At 58.9% G+C, this 26154-nt stretch carries 10 protein-coding genes and 3 pseudogenes; 5 read left to right on the top strand and 8 right to left on the bottom strand.

Annotated features, from left to right (window positions below; translation table 11 throughout):
* Positions 1-214: 214 nt before the first annotated feature.
* Positions 215-14014 (bottom strand): hypothetical protein, encoded by a 13800-nt coding sequence (locus L0U80_RS27320; RefSeq protein WP_233873431.1) that lies wholly within the window; start codon positions 14012-14014, stop codon positions 215-217.
* Between the two features lie 21 nt (positions 14015-14035).
* Positions 14036-14161, bottom strand: a pseudogene (locus tag L0U80_RS31855) (ESPR-type extended signal peptide-containing protein); the annotation flags it as partial.
* An 893-nt stretch (positions 14162-15054) separates the two neighbouring features.
* Here L0U80_RS31855 and L0U80_RS27315 point away from each other — a divergent pair.
* Positions 15055-16140, top strand: a pseudogene (locus L0U80_RS27315) (IS3 family transposase).
* A 69-nt stretch (positions 16141-16209) separates the two neighbouring features.
* On the opposite strand, the gene L0U80_RS27310 reads toward L0U80_RS27315, so the two are convergent.
* From L0U80_RS27310 to L0U80_RS27290, 5 genes are all read right to left on the bottom strand, one after another.
* The gene (locus L0U80_RS27310; protein WP_233873428.1) at positions 16210-17034 is read right to left on the bottom strand and encodes a fimbrial biogenesis chaperone; all 825 of its coding nucleotides are present in this window, start codon (positions 17032-17034) and stop codon (positions 16210-16212) included.
* The gene (locus L0U80_RS27305; RefSeq protein WP_233873425.1) at positions 16994-19633 is read right to left on the bottom strand and encodes a fimbria/pilus outer membrane usher protein; all 2640 of its coding nucleotides are present in this window, start codon (positions 19631-19633) and stop codon (positions 16994-16996) included. Before L0U80_RS27305 ends, L0U80_RS27310 begins: the two co-directional genes overlap by 41 nt.
* Positions 19634-19725: 92 nt before the next feature.
* Positions 19726-20505 (bottom strand): fimbrial biogenesis chaperone, encoded by a 780-nt coding sequence (locus tag L0U80_RS27300; protein WP_233873423.1) that lies wholly within the window; start codon positions 20503-20505, stop codon positions 19726-19728.
* Between the two features lie 120 nt (positions 20506-20625).
* Positions 20626-21162 (bottom strand): fimbrial protein, encoded by a 537-nt coding sequence (locus L0U80_RS27295; RefSeq protein WP_233873420.1) that lies wholly within the window; start codon positions 21160-21162, stop codon positions 20626-20628.
* 151 nt (positions 21163-21313) lie between these two features.
* Positions 21314-22009, bottom strand: a complete 696-nt coding sequence (locus L0U80_RS27290) for a fimbrial protein (RefSeq protein WP_373322320.1) — start codon at positions 22007-22009, stop codon at positions 21314-21316.
* 158 nt (positions 22010-22167) lie between these two features.
* Here L0U80_RS27290 and L0U80_RS27285 point away from each other — a divergent pair.
* Positions 22168-23330 (top strand): IS3 family transposase gene (locus L0U80_RS27285; RefSeq protein ID WP_233862016.1). Its coding sequence is split into 2 segments (ribosomal slippage): positions 22168-22423 and positions 22423-23330, totalling 1164 coding nucleotides; the frame shifts between segments, so codons are not numbered across the junction.
* On the opposite strand, the gene L0U80_RS27280 is transcribed toward L0U80_RS27285, so the two are convergent.
* On the bottom strand, positions 23323-23865 hold the full coding sequence (locus L0U80_RS27280; RefSeq protein WP_233873415.1) for a hypothetical protein: 543 nt from the start codon (positions 23863-23865) through the stop codon (positions 23323-23325). The genes L0U80_RS27285 and L0U80_RS27280 overlap by 8 nt on opposite strands.
* A 514-nt stretch (positions 23866-24379) precedes the next feature.
* Here L0U80_RS27280 and L0U80_RS27275 point away from each other — a divergent pair.
* The 3 genes and pseudogenes from L0U80_RS27275 to tnpB all read left to right on the top strand — a co-directional run.
* Positions 24380-25084: pseudogene (locus tag L0U80_RS27275) on the top strand (IS3 family transposase); the annotation flags it as partial.
* Between the two features lie 233 nt (positions 25085-25317).
* Positions 25318-25809 carry an IS66-like element accessory protein TnpA gene (gene tnpA / locus L0U80_RS27270; protein ID WP_233864689.1) on the top strand — a complete coding sequence of 164 codons (492 nt, stop codon included), beginning with the start codon at positions 25318-25320 and terminating at the stop codon, positions 25807-25809.
* Positions 25796-26146, top strand: coding sequence for an IS66 family insertion sequence element accessory protein TnpB (gene tnpB / locus L0U80_RS27265; RefSeq protein ID WP_233864686.1), 351 nt, complete (start codon positions 25796-25798; stop codon positions 26144-26146). Before tnpA ends, tnpB begins: the two co-directional genes overlap by 14 nt.
* The last annotated feature ends 8 nt before the right edge of the window (positions 26147-26154 follow it).

Raw genomic sequence — 26154 nt, 5'->3', positions numbered from 1 at the left:
CTGCTTTTTCAGCCGGGCTGTCGGCATGCCGGTCAACGGTTCTGTGTCATCAGCTATTCAGGGCTCGCAAAACAGGACGTTAGTGCTCGAGGTTACTCATATGCAGTGAACAAGACCAAATCTGACAGCAAAAAATACAAGGCAGCTAAAACGTCGCCGTACCGGGACAGTTCGGGATTTCCCTGTCCCGGTACGGCAAACCGCCATTACCGCATCAGCGCGACTTCAGCCAGCCGTGTGCCTTGATGGTGTACGGCTTACCATCCTTCACGCCACTTTCCTCGAAGAAGTACTCGTGGGTTTCGTGATTGAGCGAGAGCGACGAGTGCATCTTCGCCGCCGGGTCGTCTGCGTCGAAATGGTCCACTCCGTCTGCACGATCCTTGAAGGCCAGCTTGCGTTCGATTAGCCCGGCTCTCGTGCGTAGGCGCACATCCGCATGATGCCTCAATGCGTCGACTCCGACATAGTCTAGCGTCGCGTCCACCCACAGCTCGGAGTCTGCCGCATCTACCGTCAGAGCCTCCGGACTCTCGAGAATCCAGTCGTACGCCGAGTCGTTCCAGAAGAGCCAACCGGCCAGGCCAAGCAGGCCAGCTCCGGCTATACCGCCCCCAACCGCACCGGCACTGCTGCTGCCGCCTGAGCCACCACCTAAACCGTTGCTGCTGCCACTACCAGAGCCATCACCCGAACCTTTGTCGCTGTCACGGCCGGCGTCACCACCCGAACCATTTCCGTTGTCGCTACCGGTGCCACCACCCGAACCATTTCCGTTATCGCTAGCGGTGCCACCACCCGAACCATTGTTTGAGTTGTTCTCACAACTCACCCCATTGATCGCCCCGTCACAACTGACGTTGCCGGTAACGTTCAGCGTGCTGGTGTCGTCGGTGTTGACATTGCCGCCGTTGTTCAGATCGCCACCGATGCTGGTCGTACCGTTGTCCGACGTGTTCAGCGTGCCGTTGTTGTCTACGCTGCCGTTGACGTTTAGCGAACCGTTATCCGTCGCCACCGTCCCGTTGTTCGACAGGCTGCCGTTGACATCGGTCGTGCCGCCATTGCTCGTGTCGATCGTGCCGTTCGCGTCGTTCGTGACGTTGCCAGCGACGTTCAGCGAACCGTTGTCGGTCGTGCTGACATTGCCGCTGTTGTTCAGGTCACCAGCGATGTTGGTCGAACCGTTGTCACCGGTTGTGTTCAGCGTGCCGTTGTTGTCCACGTTGCCGTTGACGTTCAGCGAACCGTTGTCCGTGTCGACCGTCCCGTTGTTCGTGACGTTGCCACCCACGTTCAGCGAGCCGTTGTCGGTCGTGCTGACATTGCCGCTGTTGTTCAGGTCACCAGCGATGTTCGTCGTGCCGTTGTCACCGGTCGTGTCCAGCGTGCCGTTGTTGTCCACGCTGCCGTTGACGTTCAGCGAGCCGTTGTCCGTCGCCACCGTCCCGTTGTTCGACAGGCTGCCGTTGACATCGGTCGTGCCGCCATTGCTGGTGTCGATCGTGCCGTTCGCGTCGTTCGTGACGTTGCCAGCGACGTTCAGCGAGCCGTTGTCGGTCGTGCTGACATTGCCGCTGTTGTTCAGGTCACCACCGGTGCTGGTCGTGCCGTTGTCACCGGTCGTGTTCAGCGTGCCGTTGTTGTCCACGCTGCCGTTGACGTTCAACGAACCGTTATCCGTCGCCACCGTCCCGTTGTTCGACAGGCTGCCGTTGACATCGGTCGTGCCGCCATTGCTCGTGTCGATCGTGCCGTTCGCGTCGTTCGTGACGTTGCCCGACACGTTCAGCGAACCGTTGTCGGTCGTGCTGACATTGCCGCTGTTGTTCAGGTCGCCGCCGATGCTGGTCGTGCCGTTGTCACCGGTCGTGTTCAGCGTGCCGTTGTTGTCCACGCTGCCGTTGACGTTCAGCGAACCGTTATCCGTCGTCACCGTCCCGTTGTTCGACAGGCTGCCGTTGACATCGGTCGTGCCGCCATTGCTCGTGTCGATCGTGCCGTTCGCGTCGTTCGTGACGTTGCCAGCCACGTTCAGCGAACCGTTGTCGGTCGTGCTGACATTGCCGCTGTTGTTCAGGTCACCACCGATGCTGGTCGTGCCGTTGTCACCGGTCGTATTCAGCGTGCCGTTGTTGTCCACGCTGCCGTTGACGTTCAGCGAACCGTTATCCGTCGTCACCGTTCCGTTGTTCGACAGGCTGCCGTTGACATCAGTCGTGCCGCCATTGCTCGTGTCGATCGTGCCGTTCGCGTCGTTCGTGACGTTGCCAGCCACGTTCAGCGAGCCGTTGTCGGTCGTGCTGACATTGCCGCTGTTGTTCAGGTCACCACCGATGCTGGTCGAGCCATTGTCACCGGTCGTGGCCAGCGCGCCGTTGTTGTCCACGCTGCCGTTGACGTTCAGCGATCCGTTGTCCGTGGCGATCGTGCCGTTGTTATCAACACTGCCGTTGACGTTCGTCGCCCCACCATTGCTGGTGTCCAGCGTGCCGTTCACATCGTTCGTGACGTTGCCACCCACGTTCAGCGAGCCGTTGTCGGTCGTGCTGACATTGCCGCTGTTGTTCAGGTCACCACCGATGCTGGTCGTGCCGTTGTCTGTCGTATTCAGCGCGCCGTTGTTGTCCACGCTGCCGTTGACGTTCAGCGATCCGTTATCCGTCGTCACCGTCCCGTTGTTCGACAGGCTGCCGTTGACATCGGTCGTGCCGCCATTGCTCGTGTCGATCGTACCGTTGTTCGTGACGTTACCCGACACGTTCAGCGTGCCGTTGTCGGTCGTGCTGACATTGCCGCTGTTGTTCAGGTCGCCGCCGATGCTGGTCGTGCCGTTGTCACCGGTCGTGTTCAGCGTGCCGTTGTTGTCCACGCTGCCGTTGACGTTCAACGAACCGTTATCCGTCGCCACCGTCCCGTTGTTCGACAGGCTGCCGTTGACATCGGTCGTGCCGCCATTGCTCGTGTCGATCGTACCGTTGTTCGTGACGTTACCCGACACGTTCAGCGAGCCGTTGTCGGTCGTGCTGACATTGCCGCTGTTGTTCAGGTCACCACCGATGCTGGTCGTGCCGTTGTCTGTCGTATTCAGCGCGCCGTTGTTGTCCACGCTGCCGTTGACGTTCAGCGAACCGTTATCCGTCGTCACCGTTCCGTTGTTCGACAGGCTGCCGTTGACATCGGTCGTGCCGCCATTGCTCGTGTCGATCGTACCGTTGTTCGTGACGTTACCCGACACGTTCAGCGTGCCGTTGTCGGTCGTGCTGACATTGCCGCTGTTGTTCAGGTCGCCGCCGATGCTGGTCGTGCCGTTGTCACCGGTCGTGTTCAGCGTGCCGTTGTTGTCCACGCTGCCGTTGACGTTCAACGAACCGTTATCCGTCGCCACCGTCCCGTTGTTCGACAGGCTGCCGTTGACATCGGTCGTGCCGCCATTGCTGGTGTCGATCGTGCCGTTCGCGTCGTTCGTGACGTTACCGCCCACGTTCAGCGAACCGTTGTCGGTCGTGCTGACGTTGCCGCTGTTGTTCAGGTCACCACCGATGCTGGTCGTGCCGTTGTCACCGGTCGTGTTCAGCGTGCCGTTGTTGTCCACGCTACCGTTGACGTTCAGCGAACCGTTATCCGTCGTCACCGTCCCGTTGTTCGACAGGCTGCCGTTGACATCGGTCGTGCCGCCATTGCTGGTGTCGATCGTGCCGTTCGCGTCGTTCGTGACGTTACCGCCCACGTTCAGCGAACCGTTGTCGGTCGTGCTGACATTGCCGCTGTTGTTCAGGTCGCCGCCGATGCTGGTCGTGCCGTTGTCACCGGTCGTATTCAGCGTGCCGTTGTTGTCCACGCTGCCGTTGACGTTCAGCGAACCGTTATCCGTCGTCACCGTCCCGTTGTTCGACAGGCTGCCGTTGACATCGGTCGTGCCGCCATTGCTCGTGTCGATCGTGCCGTTCGCGTCGTTCGTGACGTTGCCAGCCACGTTCAGCGAACCGTTGTCGGTCGTGCTGACATTGCCGCTGTTGTTCAGGTCACCACCGATGCTGGTCGTGCCGTTGTCACCGGTCGTGTTCAGCGTGCCGTTGTTGTCCACGCTGCCGTTGACGTTCAGCGAACCGTTATCCGTCGTCACCGTCCCGTTGTTCGACAGGCTGCCGTTGACATCGGTCGTGCCGCCATTGCTCGTGTCGATCGTGCCGTTCGCGTCGTTCGTGACGTTGCCAGCCACGTTCAGCGAACCGTTGTCGGTCGTGCTGACATTGCCGCTGTTGTTCAGGTCACCACCGATGCTGGTCGTGCCGTTGTCACCGGTCGTATTCAGCGTGCCGTTGTTGTCCACGCTGCCGTTGACGTTCAACGAACCGTTATCCGTCGTCACCGTCCCGTTGTTCGACAGGCTGCCGTTGACATCGGTCGTGCCGCCATTGCTCGTGTCGATCGTGCCGTTCGCGTCGTTCGTGACGTTGCCAGCCACGTTCAGCGAACCGTTGTCGGTCGTGCTGACATTGCCGCTGTTGTTCAGGTCACCACCGATGCTGGTCGTGCCGTTGTCACCGGTCGTATTCAGCGTGCCGTTGTTGTCCACGCTGCCGTTGACGTTCAACGAACCGTTATCCGTCGCCACCGTCCCGTTGTTCGACAGGCTGCCGTTGACATCGGTCGTGCCGCCATTGCTCGTGTCGATCGTGCCGTTCGCGTCGTTCGTGACGTTGCCCGACACGTTCAGCGAACCGTTGTCGGTCGTGCTGACATTGCCGCTGTTGTTCAGGTCGCCGCCGATGCTGGTCGTGCCGTTGTCACCGGTCGTGTTCAGCGTGCCGTTGTTGTCCACGCTGCCGTTGACGTTCAGCGAACCGTTATCCGTCGTCACCGTCCCGTTGTTCGACAGGCTGCCGTTGACATCGGTCGTGCCGCCATTGCTCGTGTCGATCGTGCCGTTCGCGTCGTTCGTGACGTTGCCAGCCACGTTCAGCGAACCGTTGTCGGTCGTGCTGACATTGCCGCTGTTGTTCAGGTCACCACCGATGCTGGTCGTGCCGTTGTCACCGGTCGTATTCAGCGTGCCGTTGTTGTCCACGCTGCCGTTGACGTTCAGCGAACCGTTATCCGTCGTCACCGTCCCGTTGTTCGACAGGCTGCCGTTGACATCGGTCGTGCCGCCATTGCTCGTGTCGATCGTGCCGTTCGCGTCGTTCGTGACGTTGCCAGCCACGTTCAGCGAACCGTTGTCGGTCGTGCTGACATTGCCGCTGTTGTTCAGGTCACCACCGATGCTGGTCGTGCCGTTGTCACCGGTCGTATTCAGCGTGCCGTTGTTGTCCACGCTGCCGTTGACGTTCAGCGAACCGTTATCCGTCGTCACCGTTCCGTTGTTCGACAGGCTGCCGTTGACATCGGTCGTGCCGCCATTGCTGGTGTCGATCGTGCCGTTCGCGTCGTTCGTGACGTTACCGCCCACGTTCAGCGAACCGTTATCCGTCGTCACCGTTCCGTTGTTCGACAGGCTGCCGTTGACATCAGTCGTGCCGCCATTGCTCGTGTCGATCGTGCCGTTCGCATCGTTCGTGACGTTACCCGACACGTTCAGCGAGCCGTTGTCGGTCGTGCTGACATTGCCGCTGTTGTTCAGGTCGCCACCGATGTTCGTCGAGCCGTTGTCACCGGTCGTGTTCAGCGTGCCGTTGTTGTCCACGCTGCCATTGACGTTCAGCGAACCGTTGTCCGTCGCCACCGTCCCGTTGTTCGACAGGCTGCCGTTGACATCGGTCGTGCCACCATTGCTGGTGTCGATCGTGCCGTTCGCGTCGTTCGTGACATTGCCGCCCACGTTCAGCGTGCCGTTGTCGGTCGTGCTGACGTTGCCGCTGTTGTTCAGGTCACCACCGATGCTGGTCGAGCCGTTGTCACCGGTCGTGTTCAGCGTGCCGTTGTTGTCCACGCTGCCGTTGACGTTCAGCGAGCCGTTGTCCGTCGCCACCGTCCCGTTGTTCGACAGGCTGCCGTTGACATCGGTCGTGCCGCCATTGCTGGTGTCGATCGTGCCGTTCGCGTCGTTCGTGACGTTGCCAGCGACGCTCAGCGTGCCGTTGTCGGTCGTGCTGACATTGCCGCTGTTGTTCAGGTCACCACCGATGCTGGTCGTGCCGTTGTCACCGGTCGTATTCAGCGTGCCGTTGTTGTCCACGCTGCCGTTGACGTTCAGCGAACCGTTATCCGTCGCCACCGTCCCGTTGTTCGACAGGCTGCCGTTGACATCGGTCGTGCCGCCATTGCTCGTGTCGATCGTGCCGTTCGCGTCGTTCGTGACGTTGCCAGCCACGTTCAGCGAACCGTTGTCGGTCGTGCTGACGTTGCCGCTGTTGTTCAGGTCACCACCGATGCTGGTCGTGCCGTTGTCACCGGTCGTGTTCAGCGTGCCGTTGTTGTCCACGCTACCGTTGACGTTCAGCGAGCCGTTGTCCGTCGCCACCGTCCCGTTGTTCGACAGGCTGCCGTTGACATCGGTCATCCCGCCATTGCTGGTGTCGATCGTACCGTCGTTCGTAAGATTGCCTGAGATGGTCGTCGAGCCATTGCCGGTCGTATTGATCGTGCCGTTATTCGCAACGTCCGTACCACTGGCCGAGTTGCCCGTAATATGGGTTGTACCGTTATCGGTATTTATCGAACCGTTGTTTTCGACGCCCGTCCCGCTCGTCGAATAACCCTGGATCGTGATCGTGCCGTTTTCGGTTGCGTCCGTGGAACCGTTCGATCCGATCTCCACGCCCGTATTCGTCCCCGAGTCGCCCGACACGTTAATCGTGGCGTTACCCGACGCACTGGTCGTGCCGTTCAGTTCCGCGCCAATGCCCGTGCTGGAGTTGCCAGAGATGTCCGCCGTCGCGTTGCCACCCAGCGTCAGGCTGCTGCCCACATCCTCCTGGAAACCCGTACCACTGGTCGAATTACCCGAAACCGTAATCGCGCCGTTGTCCGTTGCGCTGAGGTTCGCGCTCAACTCCACAGCGGTGCCGTTGACCGACGTGCCCGCCAGGTTAAGCGCACCGTTACCCGTGATCTGCGTATCGCCGTTGAAATCGTTACCCGTGCCGTTCACGGAGCTGCCGAACGCGTTGACCACGCCGTTGCCACTGATGTTCATCGTGGCGTGCGGCGTCATGCTCTCCAGTACCCCGATGCCATCCACCGAACTGCCATTGAGGTTCAGCGTCGCGTTGTCCGACACGTTCGTGCTGCCGTTCAGGCGCACGCCCGTCCCGTTGCCCGTCGCCGTGCCATCGAGCGTTACCGTGCCGTTGCTGCCGATATTCAGCGACCCGTCGACGTCCTGCCCCACACCAACGCCCGTCACGGTGCTGCCCGTGACGTTCAGCGACGCAGTGTCCGTCACCGTGACATTGCCGAGTTCCACGCCGATGCCTGCGTTTGACGAACCCGCCAGGTCCAGCGCCGTGTTGCCTTCCAGCGTCAGGCCGCTGCCCACGCCCACCTGAATGGACACGCCCGTGTTCGATGTACCGTTCAGCGACATCGTCGTGCCCGACGTCGCGTTCAGCGTTCCGCCCAGATCCAGGCCCGTGCCGCTGTCCGAGTTTCCCTGCACCATGAGCGCCGCGTTACCTGTGAGCGTGTTGTTGCCCATCAGATCCACGCCGTCGCCCGTGGTCGAATTGCCCGAGATGTTCGCTGTCGCGTTGCCACCCAGCGTCAGGCTGCTGCCCGCATCCTCCTGGAAACCCGTACCACTGGTCGAACTCCCCGAAACCGTAATCGCGCCGTTATCCGTCGCGCTGAGGTTCGCGCTCAGCTCCACAGCGGTGCCGTTGACCGACGTGCCCGCCAGGTTAAGCGCACCGTTGCCCGTGATCTGCGTATCGCCGTTGAAATCGTTACCCGTGCCGTTCACCGAGCTGCCGAACGCGTTGACCACGCCATTGCCACTGATGTTCATCGTGGCGTGCGGCGTCATGCTCTCGAGTACCCCGATGCCGTCCACCGAACTGCCATTGAGGTTCAGCGTCGCGTTGTCCGACACGTTCGTGCTGCCGTTCAGGCGCACGCCCGTCCCGTTGCCCGTCGCCGTGCCATCGAGGGCTACCGTGCCGTTGCTGCCGATATTCAGCGACCCGTTGGCGTCCTGGCCCACGCCAACGCCCGTCACGGTGCTGCCCGTGACGTTCAGCGACGCAGTGTCCGTCACCGTGACATTGCCGAGTTCCACGCCGGTGCCCGCGTTCGAGCTGCCCGCCATGTTCATCGTGGTGTTGCCATCCAGCGTCAGGCCATCGCCCGCGCCCAGGTAGATCGCCGCACCCGTGTTCGACGTACCATCCAGCGACACGTTCGTGCCCGACGCGGACTTGAGCGTCCCGCCCAGGCCGAGGCCATTGCCGCTATCCGAACTGCCCTGGGCAATCAGGGTGGCATTCCCCGTCAACGTGGTGTTACCAATCAGGTCTACGCCGTCGCCCGTGGTCGAATTGCCCGAGATATTCGCCGTCGCGTTGCCACCCAGCGTCAGGCTGCTGCCCACATCCTCCTGGAAGCCCGTACCACTGGTCGAATTACCCGAAACCGTAATCGCGCCGTTGTCCGTTGCACTGAGGTTCGCGCTCAGCTCCACGGCGGTGCCGTTGACCGACGTGCCTGCCAGGTGCAGCGCACCGTTACCCGTGATCTGCGTATCGCCGTTGAAATCGTTACCCGTGCCGTTCACCGAGCTGCCGAACGCGTTGACCACGCCATTGCCACTGATGTTCATCGTGGCGTGCGGCGTCATGCTCTCGAGTACCCCGATGCCGTCCACCGAACTGCCATTGATGTTCAGCGTCGCGTTGTCCGACACGTTCGTGCTGCCGTTCAGGCGCACGCCCGTCCCGTTGCCCGTCGCCGTGCCATTGACTGTTACCGTGCCGTTACCGCTCAGGTCCAGGGTGCTATTGACGTCCTGACCCACCGCGATGCCCGTCGACGTATTGCCCGTCACGTTCAGCGTGCCATTGCCCGAGACGCTTGCATTCAAGGCCGTGTCGATGTCAACGCCAGAATTCGTATCAGACGTACCCGACAGGGTCGCAGTGCCGCCCGTCACGTTCAGGGTGGCGTTGCTGCCGGCAAGCTCAAGTCCAACACCCGTGTTGGACGCGCCCGTCACGTTCAGCTTGCCATTGCCCGAGACGCTGGCATTCAAGGTCGTGTTGACGTCAACACCAGAATTCGAATCGGACGTACCCGACAGGCTGGCATTGCCGCCCGTCACGTTCAGGGTGGCGTTGCCGCCGTCAAGCTCAAGTCCAACACCCGTGTTGGAGTCGCCCGTCACGTTGAGCGTGCCAGTGCCCGAAACGCCGACATTCAAGGCCGTATTGACATAGACGCCTGAATTCACGTCGGACGTACCCGACAGGCTTGCCTTGCCGCCCGCCACGTTCAGGTTGGCGTTGCTGCCGACAAGCCCAAGTCCAACACCCGTGTTGGACGCGCCCGTCACGTTCAGCGTGCCATTGCCCGAAACGCTGGCATTCAAGGCCGTATTGACGTCAACACCGGAATTGGAATCGGACGTACCCGACAGGCTTGCATTGCCGCCCGTCACGTTCAGGTTGGCGTTGCTGCCGGCAAGCCCAAGTCCAACGCCCGTGTTGGACGCGCCCGTCACGTTCAGCGTGCCAGTGCCCGAAACGCTGGCGTTCAAGGCCGTATTGACGTCAACACCAGAATTCGAATCGGACGTACCCGACAGGCTTGCATTGCCGCCCGTCACGTTCAGGTTGGCGTTGCTGCCGACAAGCCCAAGTCCAACACCCGTGTTGGACTCGCCCGTCACGTTCAGCGTGCCATTGCCCGAGACGCTGGCATTCAAGGTCGTGTTGACGTCAACACCAGAATTCGAATCCGACGTACCCGACAGGCTCGCATTGCCGCCCGTCACGTTCAGGTTGGCGTTGCTGCCGGCAAGCTCAAGGCCAACGCCCGTGTTGGACTGACCCGTCACGTTCAGCGTGCCATTGCCCGAAACGCTGGCATTCAAGGTCGCGTTGACGTACACGCCTGAGCCCGTATTGGACGTACCCGACAGGTTCGCACTGCCGCCCGTCACGTTCAGGCTGACATTGCTGCCGACAAGCCCAAGGCCAACGCCCGTGTTGGACTCGCCCATCACGTTCAGCGTGCCATTGGCACTAACCGAGACCCCTTGCGACAGGTCCAGACCTGTCCCACTATCAGATGCACCCGTAAGCGTCAGGTTGCCGGTGCCATTCACTACCACCGGACCCGTCAGGTTCACACCAGAGACATCGCCTTGCGACGTGCCATTGATGGTCACATTGCCGGAGCTCACAGTCAGCGATGAACCGAGTCCGCTAACACCGTAGGTCGCGTTCGAGGTACCCGTGGCGTTCAACGTTCCGTTGCCGGTAACCGATACGCCCGACATGTTCAGGCCTACGCCGGTATTCGCCGTGCCGATGAGCGTCAGGACGCCGGCACCACTGACCGTCGCACCCGAGGCCAGGCCCACACTGGTGCCAGAACCAGCCGATGTGCCGTTGAGCGTCACGGAGCCGCCCGACACAGCCAGCGCGTTGCCCACGTACACGCCAGTTCCGCTACCAGCCGTATTGCTCGCAATACCGGTAACGCTCAGCGAACTCGCGTTGCCGACCGAAACGGTCCCAGCCACGTACGCGCCAGCGCTACTACCGCCGTTCGTCGTACCGCTGATGGTCGCGACACCACCATTGGTCACGTTCACCGAGCTGCATCCGTACACGCCGTAGGAACTGTTCGACGTACCGGCGACATTCAATGCGCCACCGCTCACATTCACTGCGCTAGCCAGATAGACACCAGCGCTGCTGCCGGTGGCGTTGTTCGCCGTACCGGTAATGGTCAGCGTACTCGCGTTACCGACCGTCACGGCACCCGTCGTGCACACGCCAGCGGCGCTGCCGCCGTTCGTCGTACCGCTGATCGTCGCGACACCGCCATTGGTCACACTCACCGTGCTGGTGTCGTAAAAACCCGTCGAGCTATTCGATACGCCCGTGATATTCAGCGCACCACCGGAGATATTCAGCGCACTGGCCGTGTAGACACCGTAGGAGCTGTTCGACTGGCCGCTCACAGCCAGTGTGCCGCCGGTTATCTGCACGTTATTCAGGGACACGCCAACCTGGCTGTTCGAACTGCCGATCAGCGTCAGGTTACCGGTACCCCCAACTGCTGCCCCGGAAGACAGGCACAGGCCGATACCTGAACCCTGGGCCGTACCGTTGATGGTGACGGTGCCGACGTTCGTGCTGATGCAGTTCTGCAGATAAACGCCACTGCCACTTCCGGCCGTGTTAGTCGACACACCCGTGATATTTACCGTGCCGTTACCCGGCATATTGATGGAGCCGCCCTGTACATTGACACCCGTACCGCTGCTCGCGGTGCCCGTAACCGTAAAGCTTCCACCGCCCACCACGGCCACGTTGCCGCCGACGCACACGCCGTAGCCAGTCCCATTTGTCGCACTCCCGACGATGGTCAGGCTGGCGTTTCCGGATACCGTCGTGCCATTTGTGGTGCCGTCCTCACGCCACCACACGCCCGCACCGCCGGTATTCGTCGTCCCATTGAATATCGCGGTGCCGCCCGTGACGCTGAGCGGGCTCGAACCAGCGGCTACTGCCCGACCGATACCGTAACTTGTCTGCGACTGGCCGATGATGCTGAACACCCCGCCACCAATGTTCACGGTGCCAAGCGACTGCACCCCCATTCCGGAGTTCGACGTCCCGTTGAGGACAAGCTCACCGCCAGCGACGTTGACAACGCTCAGACACGCCACGCCGACGCCGTCCGTGCCGGTTCCCGTACCCGTCACGGTCAACGAGCCATTGCCAGAGACGGTCAGGGCCGTGTTAAAGCCGACACCAACGCCATACAGGGTGGCATAGGCACCTTCCGAAGTTGAGTTCGAGCTGCCAGTGATCGCGGCGTTGCCGAGAATGGTCGTCGAACTTCCGCCGACGTAGACACCCGACACCTGGGCGGCACTCGTACAACTTGACACGCCACTGATGTTCAGTGTCCCGCCTTCATTTACCGTGATGTTCCCGGACAGGTTCACACCTGCAGCCCCGGCAGTGGTACTGCGCGTGTTTCCGACGATGTTCAGCGAGCCGTTGCTTACGTTCAGGTTCGAATTCACCTGAACGCCGCTGCTGGTATTCGAGCTGCCACAGATGTTCAGGCTGCCTACGCCCACCGCCAGGTTCGACGCAGACACATTCACACCAACGCCGCTGGTCGAGTTGCCGGAAATGTTCAGACTGCTGCTGTCGTTCTGGAGACCGACATTTGTCGCCAGCAGCACACCCGTGCCGGTGGTCGCATTACCGGTGACCAGGCCGCTGCCGATGTTGGTCAGGTTACCGCTGAGGTTGACGGCGTTTCCGCTTGTCGTGTTGCCCGAGACATTGAGCGCACCGCCAGCGAGATCGATCTTTGTCCCTGTGGACGTAGTCACTGTGCCCGAACCGTTATTGCCGATATCGGCCATCAGGTTCAGGTCCAGCGCACCGCCGCCCGTAGCAGTAATGTTGCCGTTGAGGGTGATGCTGCCGTTGGCCAGCATCGTCAGCGCGGTCTCACTGGTGCAGGTGTCAACGATATCCGCACCCGCCTGCTGCGTAATGGTGCCCGTCGCAGTGCCGCTGCTCGCCGTCGTGATCGTCACGTTCGTGCCGGCGCTCAGCGAGTTGCTGATCGTGGCACTACTCACTGTCGCGGTCGTGTTGCTGCCGCCACTAAACGTGCCGTCACCCAGGTTTCCGGAATAGTTCGCGTCCGTCCCGGTACTGATGGTCACGTTCGTCGGGTCGATCAGCCACTCACCCGCGCGACCATTGGCCGCCGCCGCCGTGATGGTGCCCGCAACGTCCAGGTCATGACCCGACGTCTCCACGAAACCGCCATTACCGTGCGCCGATCCCGCGTCGATCGTTGCGCCTGCACCCACCACGGTCAGGTTCGCAAAGTTCACGCGCGAGATCAGCGATGCGGCTGAGCTGTTGGACACGTGATTCAGGGAGTCGCCGCCCAGGATCACCGTTCCGCCCTGGGCATCGCCGCTCACGTTGATGCTGGCGTTTCCAAGCACGCCAACCCGGTCACCCGTGACGACAACCGTGCCGCCCACGCCACCCGGCGTCGTGTTCGAGGCGTCGATTGTGCCCGTCACGATCGCATCGCCCGTGTTGCCCGCGTCGGCCACCACGGTTCCCGCCTTGACCACGCCAGACATGTTGATCACGGTCTCAAGCACCGTATCGGCGCCGCGAGCAGTCAGCAGCACCGTCCCGTTGCCCGTCTGGATATTCCCGCTGTTGTCCACCAGCGCGTTGGCCGTGGCATTGTTCAGCGTGACTGAGATCCCCTGCCCGTTATTCAGCGCCACCGTCGCGCTGTCCCCCGCGGCCAGCACCACATTGCCGCCCGGCGCCGTGATCGAACCCGAGTTCCGCACCTGGTCGCCGATCAGCGTGACATAGCCTTGCGCGTTGATCGTGCCGTTGTTGACGATCCCGGCGTTGATGCCCGTCGAGCTCAGGTTCAGCGTGTCGCCCGCCATGAACTGGGTCGGATCGATATTCTTTGTCGTCGCAAGCAGTGACCCCACGTTCACCACCGCGCCGCTGCCGAACAGGATGCCGTTCGCGTTCTGGATCAGCACCTGACCGTTGGCCAGCAGCTGGCCCTGAATATTCGAAGGCACGCCGCCCACGACGCGGTTCAGTGTCTGCGACGTGGAATTAGGCTGATTGAACTGGACCGTGTTGCCCGAACCGATGTTGAACGTGTTCCAGTTGATCGCACCGCGCTGCGTGGTCTGGTTGATCGTCATCGTGTTGCCGCTTTCGCTGATGCCGATCTGTCCGCCCACTACCTGCCCGCCCGTAGGCAACGACTGCGCCAGAACCGTCCGAGGGTCAGCCAGCAACAACGCGAGAGAAATCGAGGTCAACAACGAGACAGCGCCACGCCTAACGACGGGACCGTTCCCGCAACCACCCTGCCCGGGCTGCTTGCGCCGATTCTTGACGGTTTCCCCGACGGCTACAAGCATGCTCAGCCGCCTGCTGAACACCTTCCTGAATCGACCCTTATTCATAGGTATCCTAATAGTAGTTAATTAACTAAACTGTTGCCATCAAATGGCGCAGCAGGCGATTTGCACTAACACGCTTCGCGCAACCGGGCTTTGAGTTCCAGAACAACTGACCTGTGTGGCCGCCCTAACCTTACGCTTTGTAATATTGATTATTATCAAGGCAACGCAACACGAGTGAAATGCGGCCCAACGCCGCAAAACCACAGCAAGTGTTCCTGGGAAAGTTGTTTTCCTTCGGCTAAACCGGCGTTTTGGTCGGCACCATGGCCATGGATGAAGTGTGTCGCAGCCCTGAAGGCAGTCGAGGAGCTGACGTTATGAGGTTTCAGCTGATGTCGGGGCCGCTTCAGGAAACGGAAAATGCAGCACGCTTACGTGCTGCGAGCCATTCAGGGCGTGAACTTTCCCTTTTTTAATTCCTCGCGTTCATGATCACTCGCGCCTCAGGTTTCGCAATTGGCGGAGTCTGTGATGACGGACTACAATGAGCAATACTTCGAGCCACGCTTGATAAAGCGTTGACAGTTTCATTAGCCAAGCTCCACGCCTTGTACGGAAACGGCACCCACTCCGTGGAAGTCGCTTCCGACACTCGTTGCCGCCACGTACCGACGATTCAATCCAGTGGTCGTGATAAGCCGCTGCTTCGCCAGGCTCAGCCTGAAAGAACTCCTGTTCAGTATTCGGTAGGTTCAGAATCGAACGGCTGCCCAACCAGTACTGCTAGCGATACAGCTCCCGCGCTTCGGAAAAGATTTGCTGCGCTCCTGAAGCACTGACGTCCTACCCTTCGCACCCAGTACCTGTCCGCGGTAACCGCGCGCCATGTGGTAGTCCCCCCGGGAAATCGGTGAGATGGGAAGTAGAATTTTCTTGTTAAGGGAGTTCTACGGATGAAGAAGTCGAGATTCACAGACAGCCAGATCATCGAGGCGATCAAGCCTGTGGAAGCCTGACTGGCAGTGCCGGACCTGTGCCGGGAACTGGGCATCAGCACGGCGACCTTCTACAAGTGGCGCTCGAAGTTCGGCGGCATGGATGCATCGCTGATGGCCCGGATGAAGGACCTGGAAGCCGAGAACGCGCGGCTGCGCAAGATGTACATCGAGGAGAAGCTCAAGGCCGAGGTGGTTGCGGAGGCACTCGCAGAAAAGTGGTGAAGCCATCCCGCCGACGTGAGATGGATCAACGGGCAGTGCAGGAGCACGACATACCGGTTCGTCAGGTCTGCAAGGCGTTCAACATCAGCGACACATGCTATCGGTACGTCAGCAAGCGCAGCGCGGAGAACAACGAAGTGGCTGAATGGCTGCTTCGTTTGAGGGACAACCTCGGGACGTGGGGATTCGGGTTGTGCTTCCTGTATCTGCGCAACGTGAAGGGCTATGGCTGGAACCACAAGCGGGTGTAACGGATCTATCGCGAGTTGGAGCTGAACCTGCGCATCACGCCCGGACGAAGGCTGGCGCGTCAGGCTCCCGTGCCGCCGTCGGTGCCGAGCACGCTGAACCAGGTCTGGTCGATGAATTTCATGCACGACCAGTTGGCCGACTGGGCCCAGTATCCGGCCGTTCAACGTGATCGACGACTTCAATCGCGAGGCGTTGGGCATCGAAATCGATTTCTCGCCGCCGTCGGAGCGAGTGATCCGCTCGCTGAACCAGATCATGAGTTGGCGTGGCAAGTCCATGGCGATCCGGTGCGACAACGGCCCGGAATACCTGTCTACGTCGATCACGGCATGGGCGGGCACCCACGGTATCAAGCTCGAAATCCAGCCGGGCAAGCCGCAGCAGAATGCGTACGTCGAACGCTTCAACCGAACCGTGCGTTATGAATGGCTATCGCTGTACCACTGGGAAAATATCGAGCATGTCCAGCAGTTCGCGACCGACTGGATGTGCACTTACAATCACGACCGGCCGAATATGGCCCTGGGCGGCTTTACACCAAAGCAGCGGCTCGCGATGGCCGCGTAGTCGCTACTTCTGAACTCCGCTAAAAACGGGGGAGATTACCAGTTCTACCCCACATCGAAGCGCCTCAGATTATTTCCTTACTATTTTCCTGACGAACCCTTCGTCGTCTATTATCGAAAGCTCAATAAAATTCCCCGTATCCTTGCCGTCCGATACGCTATCCTTCAAGTGAAAATTCCTGTCGGAAAACGGCTCCAGCATGCCTCCTGTCTGGGTAAGAGTTTCATTTCCCGTATGCAAGGCGATCTTGTCCACAGTTGCATAGTATGGTGTTGGATTGCGACAGTTGATAACGGCCTCATCCTCCTGATAAAGCTGTGTGCTGCAATCCAATTTTTTAGCCCATTCTTCCGATCCTTTATCGATATGACGGGGACGAAAAAAAATCTTCTGCCTTAATCGAACCGACAAATTGATTTCGCTTTTCTGACCCGGTTGAGCATGAGGCACCGGGGGGATCATCTGTGCGTTAAACCAGAATACCGATTCTCTGTCTTCCGGCAAGGGACGCTGGGTATAGATGATCCGGACGGCCCTGCTCTCATGTGGCTGCAACCTTATCAGTGGAGGGATCACGACAAAGGGCGTATCCAGTTCATCGGGCAGCGCATTCTCGTCTCCATCGTCGATCCATGTCTGGAGGATCACGGGATACTCATTCTCATTGAAAATCTGCAAGGACGCATCGCGGGAGGTCGATGGAAAGATCAGCCTGGTTGAACTGGTGAATATCCCCGCACCTGGGTACTCGCCGGCAAGGCACCCGATACCGCCAGTCAGTAGAACCGTTAGCAGAAGCCCCGCGCAGCAGCCCTTTAGACACTTCGCAATATTTCTCACTGGAGACATTCCGCTACTCTGTGGCGCCATCACCTGCCTGGGATTGGCAGACACCGTGCATTCGTACCAGCGTCTTTTCTGCGTCCTGCGGTGGTATTCCATAACGAAGCGTGCATTTGCTGCTGTCAGCCTGCCCCCAGCTAACAAGCAGTTTCCCGTCCGTCTCGCCCACCCGTGCGTAGAGCTGGCTACCCTGGCCGACCACACCGACTTCATTGCCCCCGGCGTCCATCACCTTTCCACCGATAGGCAGAGTCCGGCCATCTTCCATCTGTGCGCTGATAAGTACAGGATAGCCGCGCCGGGTCTTGAACTGTATGCGCGGAACCGCGCCCGCATAGGGTGCGACGCGCTTCTGCGTCTCTTCCAGTTCGGCATTTCCCGCCATGCCGCTCGGGTCAAGCGTAACCAGGTTGTAGCGATAAGGCGAAAGCGAGGGAATAATGGCCCGGCCGGCCCGGTTGAGTACGACGCCAGAAGCGGATGTCAGCTTCGCTCCAGCAGCACCCGGCGCATCGATGATCCCGAAGGTATCTCCGACATAGGGGCCCATCATGACGCCCTTGCGGTCGGCGACGACGACTCCGCGTGCGGTAGCCGTAAACGCAGAGGCACCCGTGGATTTTGTATATCCGGCACCAAACGTCCCGAATGAGGTATTCCTGGAAAGGCTCACCCCTCCGCTGTTGACATGACTTCTTTGATCCGTCGCCTGGTTGATGTTGTAGGAGTATTCCTGGCCAGACCCGAATGACCCCGTCAGGTTGGTCTGATAGAGGGTGCCCTCGTTGCTGTAGTGAGACATCCCGGTGCTCAAGGTGCTGTTTCTGTTCAGGATACGGTCTAATGGAATCACAAGCCCCAGCGTGACAACGTTCTGGGACTTATCGACGCCATTTCGGGTTGAAGAGGGCTGGATTTGCCGGGAAAAGCCGATGTTGTAGGCCACCCTCCCAATCGAACTCTGGAAGCCGATTTGAAACTGCGTATTTGCGCTGAAATTTCCGTAGTAATTTTGCCGGATCGTATTCAGATAGACGGAGCCCACGTTCCCCAGCGGCTGGTTGACGCTCAGTTCAAACCGGCTCTTTTGCCGGAAAGTATCTGACCGAACATACGTGCCCGTATCATCGATGTAGTAATACGGAGTTTTCCCGCCGGCCAGCGAGTCAAGCAGTGATATATAGCCGGAAGTTGAATAGCGATAGGCACCCAGCGTGATCGATGTATCCGTTGGCCCGTAGGTGGCGTTGTACATTCCCTTGAATTGCCACCCCGATGACGTTGGCAGCGTCTTGATATCGGACTTGGAGTAGTTGACACTTGCGCCGAATGCGCCGAGGCTCGTTGCCAGGACGCCGCCGCCTGAAAGGGAGTAATACTTGTTACTGGCTCCCAGCAGCCCCCCGTTGACCGTCAGAAGGTTATTGATGCCTCGTTCGTAGGTCGCCTCAACAAAATTGACATCTCTAGCGTTCTGGAACGACACATTGGTTCGCCCAGCGGTAAAAGAATAACGGGAAAGGCCGGGCCGCAACGATGTGCTGATGGCGGAAAAGGGCACCGTGAATGAATGAATCTGTCCGCTGGCTTCTGTGACCTGAACGTTGAGGTCGCCAGAATTTTGTGTCGGATACAGATCATCGATGACGAACTCACCAGGCGGAACGGTGGTTTCGTAAACGACGCTGGCTCCCTGGCGGACGACAACCCGCGCATTGCTTCCTGCGGTTCCTCTGATGACCGGAGCGTACCCCTGCTGGTTCGGGGAAAGCATTCTTTCGTCACTGGAAATCCTGATGCCACGAAATCCGATCGAGTCAAACAGCGTGCCGCTTGTTGACGTTTCCCCGATCAGGAGCGTCGAGCGGATATCCGGCAGGGCTCGCTGCAAATAGGTATTCCCGCCGGTAAACCTTGTGCCGCTTCGGGACGTACTTCTGACGCTCGAAACATTGCGTAACTGCCACGGGCCAATGTTCAGTCCGCCTTGCAGGTAAAAATAGGTTGAATTCAGCGAGTTGCTGCCATAGCTGCTGGAATTGTTGTAGTAGCTGCCTGAATAGTTGATGTAAGCAACAGGATCGCCGCTGTCCCAGGCCGACCGTGGCACATACCCTTTTACCGTGCGTTTCAGGTATGCCTGCGGAATCGTCAAATCGAGTCGCATACGTGAGGCATCGAGTGCCTCCTGACTGCTCCTGACAGTGTCCTCTACGAAACCACAATCCTGCTGCGGCTCCATCTTGATGAATTCTTCCTGGACGCCTGCTTCAGAGAGGAGCTCATGTGAAATGCAGGGGCGTGTTTTCCCAGGAACAGAAGTGCCCTGGAAGCTGATTTTCTTGTTCTGAATGAAGTTGCCATTCAGAAAAATGTCAACGGTATACTCACCCGGCAACAGTCCGTTGTCATTTTCAAACGTGGCCAGGTCTGTCTGGGTACCGCTGTGGCCGCGCAAAAAAGCGGAATTGAATACCACGGGGACGGAGACAGGTTCCTTTGCATGGGCCACAACGACCAGATCGGATTCGGCTGCCGTGTCAGCATAGCAATGACCTGCAAAAATAGCCGATGCGAGCGCAACAGACAGCCTGGATAAACGCGGCCGGAAGGTTTTCCCCTGCACATCTAGATATGAACGTCTTTTCATGGCGCTACCCAGTTACACACCACGGTCACCGATGAAAACACATCGGTATCCTTAATAACAATCTATCTTTTATTTGGATTCAGTGGACAGATTTATTGAGAAATATCAGAACTTGACGTTCTCGCATTGCCGCGGTCATCTATCAAAGAAAATTCCACAGTGGCAGGCGAGGAGATGGGTTCATGCCCTGACAGTTTCCAACTGATGGATGAAAACGGTGCCAGCGTCACGTTCTTGTCGAACTTGACTGAATGCGCTATGTTGCCGGCCCTGACAGTGGCATTCTCCATAAACGTGGCGTAGTAACCGGTTTGATTGGATGCCTCCAACCAATAAGCATTCTTATCCTTCTTTATGCCGAACCTGATGTTTTTCGATAAATTGCCGACGTCACCTTTTATGCCCGATGGACGGTATAGCAACTTGACCTGGTTCAGGAATGAAATGGTTATCCTGGCGGTGCCGGACTGTTGTGTTGACGCACTGTTAGGCGGAATCTGCAAGAAATTCAGCCAGAACAATGTTTCCCTATCTTCGGGCAGGGCGCTTCCTGCGCTGTTGAAAATGATGCGGACCGTCTGTTCGCTGCCCGCATTGATTCTGAACAATGGTGGAGCGACAAAGAACGGAGTTTCTTCGGCCTTCTCTGGAGGTACTCCCCTGCCGTCATCGACCCAGACCTGCATCAAATTCGGCGAACGATCATGATTGGCAAATCGCGCAGTCACAAATTCCGCTCCAGCCGGGTAAATGATGCGCGTTCCATACATGACCACTCCAGCGGATGCCGGCAGCGGGGTGAGTGCAGGCAAGCCCAGTATCAGCAGATACGCTAAATACCCAAGGAATTTACGGACTTTAAACGCAAACATTTATATTTCTCAGGTGCTGGATACTCGGATGCCATCCCTTGCGGGCTATCACCCTGTAATGGCTGGGGAAAGATAAGGATCCTTATGACAGATCCCTATCTTTCAGAGGTCAGTCAGGCTTTACTGCGTGCGGATCGCGTAGGTTGCAGTCGTGCTGATCAGTCCGGGAACAACGCCGGCGATATCCTTGACGTAGTAGAACGCCGTCATCGGGATACTTGCCGCATTGTTGACCGTGGGCACGTAAGTGACCGGTGTGCTGTCACCGACAACGACCTGCGTTGACGGTGCCGTACCATCCATTACCTGGATTTGCACGGCATCCGTCCCGTAACCCGCTACGTCGGTCAGGTTGCCCGATGCGGCATCGTACGTACTGGATGCCAATACCGCCCCGACGGCTGTTGCTGTGACAGGGCAGTTCTGGACTTGGATCGAGAAGGGAGCACTGATGGCGTCATATTGGCCAACAGCGGAAAGCGCGCTCGTAGCGACCTGATCCAGCACGACGGTGTAGTCGCCGTTGTTCGCAACAGGCTCGCATGTCGTTTCCACAACCTCACCGTTGAAGGTGATGACGTTGTTGGCATGTGCCAGACCGGATGCCATCGCGCAAGCCGATACGCCGATTGCGATCGCCAGTTTCTTGATTTTCATTTAATACTCCTTACGTTTCAATAGTCATGCATCGAGCACGACGGGGCACTCCAGTGATAAACGCTACTGGACCTGTAATTACACCGCGCGGGTGGCGATGTATTGAGCTTTTATCGCGTCCGCGACACCGATATTTATCCTGCGGTTCTGTCTATGGCTGGTTGACGAGCACGTTGACGGTGGCCGAAACGGTACCGGCAGTAATGTCACTCGCGGATACGCTCGGCAACTGCTCTATCCTTGCTTCAAAGTTCTCGGTGTACTCGGTGTAGCCTGTGGTTGCGGACGCCCCTGATCCGTCAGGATTTACCGTGTACCATCCCTGATCCTGGGTCTGTGAACGCGCCATGCTGCAATTTGAATTGTTTTGCGTATCCGTACTGATGCCGGAACACCCTGAATTCTGCACCCAGTAACGACTGGTGCTTTCACCATTTCGGCGATAGACGACACCAACGCCATTGGCGCTGCCCGCTGAACTATCTGGCTCCAGATAACGATAGTCGGTATTCAGAAGATTGGATTGGTTCTGGGGTTCAAAACCAATCCGCAGGCTGCTGACTGGTGAGTTGGTTGTGCTGCATTCATAGGTCACAATAAACGGTGACCACGACGCATTGCCTCCGGCAATGGTTGACACTGCCTGTGTTCCCAGGCTCACCGTTTGCGGAACCTGCGTAATACCGCAGGCCGGGGACGCACTCTGTGAATATTCAGAAACCAACCTTATATATCCATAGTCGGAATCGCTGGACGCTCCTGTCGTGGATAATATGTATCCAATGCGCCCAATGTTGCGGTCGCTGGTTCCTGCGTTGACGGAATCATAAGACGAGCGAACCAACACCAGGCGGATGCTCGGGAAGTCGCTTGCGGTGATGACATAGGGATAATTCGCACAATCACTGGCGGTAAGTGTGCCGTTCGTCGTGCAATCTTTATGTAGTGGTCTAATGAATCCGGACACTGATTTAGGCGAGAATGGTCGCCATGAAGAGGTGTCTGATGAGCAAGCAACGACGTACGTTTTCCCCGGAGTTCAAACAGCAAGCCGCCTGTCTGGTGCTCGACCAGGGCTATAGCCATATGGAGGCAAGCCGCTCGGTCGGTGTCGGCGAGACGGTGCTGCGTCGCTGGGTGCAGCAACTTCAGATGGAACGCCAGGGCGTCACGCCGCAGGGCAAGGCAATCACGCCGGATCAACAGCGTATTCAGGAACTCGAGGCGCGTATCGAACGCCTCGAGCGTGAGAAGGCCATTTTAAAAAAGGCTACCGCGCTCTTGATGTCGGAAGGCATCGAACGTACGAAGTAATTGATCAGATTGGCGCAAGCGAATCGGTCGAACTGATCTGCGCGGTATTCGACGTATCGCGATCCTGCCTGTATGCGTACCGGGAGCGCGCCCAGCGCGTTGACGCCGAGCGCATGGCACTGCGTAGCCGGGTACACGAGCTGTTCGTCGAGAGTCGAAGCTCTGCCGGCAGCCGCAGCATCATGGGCATGATGCGCGAAGAAGGTACGGTGATTGGCCGCTTCAAGGTCAGCCGCCTGATGGAAGAACTCGGGCTTATCTGCAAGCAGCCGGGTCGCCATGCCTACAAGCAGGCCACGGTCGAGCGGATCGATATCCCGAATCATCTCAATCGTGAATTCGAGGTTGGTACGCCGAATCAGATCTGGTGTGGTGACATCACCTATGTCTGGGCGCAGGGCCGTTGGCATTATCTGGCCGTAGTGCTCGACCTGTTCACGCGTCGGGTTGTTGGCTGGGCGTTCTCGACACGCCCGGATGCCGATCTGGTCGTGCAGGCGTTGGAGATGGCCTATGAGCAGCGTGGTCGTCCGCAAGGCTTGCTGTTCCACTCGGATCAAGGCGGCCAGTATGCAAGCCGGAAATTCCGTCAGCGCCTGTGGCGCTATCGGATTCAGCAGAGCATGAGCCGTCGTGGAAATTGCTGGGACAACTCCCCGATGGAAAGGCTGTTCCGCAGCTTCAAGACGGAATGGCTGCCGTCAGTGGGGTACACGTCGACGCAGGAAGCACACCGGGATATCAGCCACTACCTGATGCACCGTTACAACTGGATACGGCCGCATCAGTTCAATGACGGACTGGCGCCGGCTGTTGCGGAAGAAAAACTTAACGCAGTGTCCGGGATTAGTTGACCACTACATTATAGGTCAGCGGTGTAAAACGCACCGCCGTATTGCTGGTGCCGCTGCTGTCGTTGCGGATGAGTTCCCTTTCTGTGCCATCGGACATCTCGGCATAGAGTTTCCAGCCAACGGGAGAGTAACGCGTGGAATTCTCCTGAAACGCCGTGTAGTAATACTGGATTCCGTTGTATGAAAAACCTCCGCCCAGTTGATACGTATCATCGAGGCGCAATGCCGCGCCCGCACCAACGGCATCGCTTGCAGAAGCACACTTGATGAGCACGGCGTTCGGACTACTCGCGAGCAAGGTGCTCATGGGAAACGTCTGGTCGAAAAGGATGGTTCCCACGGGCTGGAATCGTTGCGCCAGGATCTGGACAGAACTTGGGCCAATGGGATTGTTTTCCGCCCGGCTCCAGTAGTTGTTCGTACTGGAGCCCTGATAGACACATGCGCCGATAGCCACATGAGAAAACAATAGCCCTGAAAACAGGACCGCGATGGTTGAAATAATTATCTTCAGGTTTTCGGATATCTTTTCCATCGCTAACCATTACCTGCAACGCATAGGGTGACACTTGCATTTATTGCGCAAGGGTATCCGGGCAACATACCTGCGGCGGCCGCACGTGACGAAGGCATTGACCCGCTTTCGTCAGACGGCCTTCGGAAAACAGCTTCGCCCTGCTGGTCTAGGCAAACCGAAGCGTCTTCCTCTATCTTCAAGCACCTCCCCTCCGGTTCCGAACTCAACTGAAACCCGGTGCTTTCAGTTACCCATCTCGACGCTTACAGTTTCTAATCTGATTGCTTGCACGTATATAGGACAATCACGAATTTCCCCCCCTTGTCTACAAGACAACTCCCAATTGTGAAACTTGCCTAAACTTTCCGGCTGTTGAAATAGCTCCTGCCGTCGTCATCGGAGCGGGAGCGGTAAACGTTGAAACATGGGAACGGACAACACTGAGACCGAAACGATGCGCGGAGCGGACGGCTACACCGAGGCGATGTTCACAATGGCGAAGCTGGACGACTTGGTGCCTGCGAGCCAGGTGCGGCAAAGCTTCCTCGGCAGCGACCGCACCTATGGCGCCCGGCGCGTGTGGCATGACGTGCTGGCACTGGGCTACCGATGTGGATTGCACCGCATTGAACGGCTCATGCGTGAACAGGCGCTACGTGCGAGGCCCCGACGCCGGGGCTTGCCGCAGGACCGAGGTGAGCGCAGCACTATCGCGGGCAATGTGCTGGACCGTCAGTTCCAGGCTGATGCGCCAAACCAGAAGTGGGTGGCCGATTTCACGTACATCTGGACGGCCGAGGGCTGGCTGTATGCTGCGGCGGTGCTCGACTTGTACTCGCGGCGCATCGTCGGCTGGTCGATGCAAGACAGCATGACCTCGCAACTCGTGGCCGACGCGTTGATGATGGCCGTGTGGCGCCGTGGCAAGCCGGTCGCGTTGCTGCATCACTCCGTCCAAGGCAGCCAATACACCAGCGAGCACTTCCAGGAGCTGCCCAAAGAGCAAGGCATCACCTGCAGTATGAGTCGCGCGGGCGAGGTCTGGGACAACTCAGCCATGGAAAGCTTCTTCAGTTCACTGAAGACTGAGCGCACGGCCCGCAAGGTGTACCGGTCCAGGGAACAGGCGCGTGCCGATGTGTTCGACTACATTGAGCGGTTCTACAACCCGAAGCGTCGTCATTCGACGCTCGGCTACGTCAGTCCGATAGAGTTCGAGAAAGCTCAAGAAGCTTAGGTCGGTGTCCACGAAACCGGCAGCAGCCCATTTCGTCGTTGTTCGGCGCGCTCGAACCAGCGGTTAATCCGTGTGAGAAGGAACTTGAACATAACGAACTCAACGTAATTACTCTCAAGTGACGCAGTTGGGCGGACGCTGTGCTGGAACATCGTAAGCGATCAATAAACCACGCCCTGCCACCGACAGATGGAGTGTGAGAGAAAGGTGTCCACCTAAATAGGTGGACACCAATGACTGACAAACACGCAGAGTTAGGAGTAGTCCGGCTGACGCGGGACGGTCGTCGCCGGTACGACGAGGGTGCCAAGCGCGCGCTGATCGAAATGGCACTGCGCCCAGGCGTGTCGGTTGCACGACTGGCGCAGGAGCATGGGATCAACGCGAACCTGCTGCGCAAATGGATCACGAAGTACCTGATGCAACGCGAGGCGGCGGTGGCCGGCTCGCAGGAGTCTCGCGCGGTCGAGATGATCGATGGGGTATCGATCGACATGCCGGTGCGCGAGCCTGCGAACGCACCTGCGCCGGCGTTTGTACCCGTTGTGACCGTGCCATCGCAGCCGCCGGTGTTGGCACGCGAGCCGCTGCGCAGTGTTCCCGCGCCTGCCGCCGCGCTGCACGTGTGCCTGCCCAACGGGATCGAATTCAACCTCGGCGAAGCGAGCCTCGAAGAACTGACGGCAGTGATCCAGATGCTCGGGAGCTGCCGTGTTCCGGTTTGACGAAGGGCTGAAGGTCTACCTGCATCGCGATCCGGTCGACTTCCGCATGGGCATTAACGGGCTGTCGATCCTGGTCGAACAGGCGATGCGCCTGAACCCGATGACCCCGGCGCTGTTCGTGTTCGGCAACCGCCGCCGTGATCGCATCAAGATACTCGGCTGGGGCGGCAACGGCTTCTGGCTGCTGCTCAAGCGACTCGAAGCCGACCGCTTCGTCTGGCCGGGTGGTCGCGAAACGCTCACGCTGAGCGTCGAACAACTGCACTGGCTGCTCGACGGCATCGACCTGGCCGTGATCCAGAAGCATCCCCAGCGATATTACGCGCGGATAAGCTGAACACCGGA

Origin of the sequence: Paraburkholderia adhaesiva, from assembly GCF_021390575.1 — a bacterium.
Lineage (GTDB): Bacteria > Pseudomonadota > Gammaproteobacteria > Burkholderiales > Burkholderiaceae > Paraburkholderia > Paraburkholderia adhaesiva.
This window is presented reverse-complemented; position numbering and strand designations above follow the sequence as displayed.

Excerpts from the sequence above, each read along its gene's own strand:
- L0U80_RS27305 (WP_233873425.1), bottom strand. The coding sequence starts at position 19,633 with ATGAAAAGACGTTCATATCTAGATGTGCAGGGGAAAACCTTCCGGCCG.
- L0U80_RS27300 (WP_233873423.1), bottom strand. The coding sequence starts at position 20,505 with ATGTTTGCGTTTAAAGTCCGTAAATTCCTTGGGTATTTAGCGTATCTG.
- L0U80_RS27295 (WP_233873420.1), bottom strand. The coding sequence starts at position 21,162 with ATGAAAATCAAGAAACTGGCGATCGCAATCGGCGTATCGGCTTGCGCG.
- L0U80_RS27280 (WP_233873415.1), bottom strand. The coding sequence starts at position 23,865 with ATGGAAAAGATATCCGAAAACCTGAAGATAATTATTTCAACCATCGCG.
- tnpA (WP_233864689.1), top strand. The coding sequence starts at position 25,318 with ATGACTGACAAACACGCAGAGTTAGGAGTAGTCCGGCTGACGCGGGAC.